1 protein-coding gene is annotated in these 1,104 nt (G+C 47.9%); it reads left to right on the plus strand.

All coding sequences use genetic code 11. The annotated features are described in order from the left end of the window. Window positions 1–226: 226 nt before the first annotated feature. The gene (locus Q0236_RS11210; protein ID WP_297917975.1) at window positions 227–1,063 is read left to right on the plus strand and encodes a TIGR01777 family oxidoreductase; all 837 of its coding nucleotides are present in this window, start codon (window positions 227–229) and stop codon (window positions 1,061–1,063) included. Window positions 1,064–1,104 lie beyond the last annotated feature (41 nt).

Here is a 1,104-nt window from a genome sequence, read left to right on the forward strand (position 1 = left end):
TGCGAGGGGTGTCAGTAAAAATTTATCGCCGCGCTAGAAAATTTACGCTCGCAATTAGATAGCGAAAACAGCGTGAAAGAGTATTTTAGAAAGTAAATTTGACGGGCGAATTTAAGCGTAGATCTTGCCGTTAAATTTAAGCAAAACGGCTTGACTTCGGGCTTTAAATTTAAAGCCGAATTTAACTCCGCGTCGCGTCAAAGTAAATTTATCAAAAAGGCAAAATATGAAAATAGCCGTAAACGGCACGAGCGGATTTATCGGCGGCGAACTCTGCCGCTTTTTTAGAGCCCAAGGGCACGAGGTTGTAGCCATACCGCGAGCTATCTACGCCGACAAAGACGCGCTCAAAAATCTCATCGGCGGCTGCGATGCGGTTATAAATTTAGCGGGTGCTTCTATCGCCGCAAGGTGGAGCGAGGACTATAAAAAGCAGCTTCGCACAAGCAGGATAGAGACGACTCGCGCGCTGGTTTGCGCTATAAACGAGCTAGAAAATCCGCCCTTTTTCATCAGCGCTTCGGCTATCGGCATCTACGAAAACGGGCTTGGTCACGACGAGAGCTCGGTCAAATTTGACCGCGGATTTTTGGGCGAGCTAGCATGCGAGTGGGAGAGCGAGGCCGCCAAAGCGCGGACGCAAACGGCGATATTTCGCCTAGGCGTGGTGCTGGGGCGAGGCGGCGCGCTGGCTAAGATGCTGCCGGCGTTTAAGCTCGGTTTTGGCGGAAAGCTCGGTAGCGGCGAGCAGGCGTTTTGCTGGATTTGCGTAACGGATTTGATGGAGGCGTTTAAATTTGTCTTACAAAACCGTCAAAGCGGCGTTTTTAATCTCGTTTCGCCGACTCCTAGCACAAACGGCGAATTTACTCAAATTTTAGGCGAGGTTTTAGCGCGACCGACGTTTTTTAAAGTGCCTAAATTTGCGTTAAATTTGATGTTTGGCGAGGGATCCGTCGTGCTGCTTGAAGGCGCGAAAGTCTATCCCAAAGCCTTGATAAAAAGCGGATTTGGCTTTAAATTTAGCGATCTAAAAACGGCGCTTGAGGATATTTTGGGATAAAGTTTTAAAGTAAAACAAATTACCTAAAGGACTTTTCAATG

The organism is uncultured Campylobacter sp., assembly GCF_938031315.1.
Taxonomy (GTDB): domain Bacteria; phylum Campylobacterota; class Campylobacteria; order Campylobacterales; family Campylobacteraceae; genus Campylobacter_B.

Excerpts from the sequence above, each read along its gene's own strand:
- Q0236_RS11210 (WP_297917975.1), top strand. The coding sequence starts at position 227 with ATGAAAATAGCCGTAAACGGCACGAGCGGATTTATCGGCGGCGAACTC.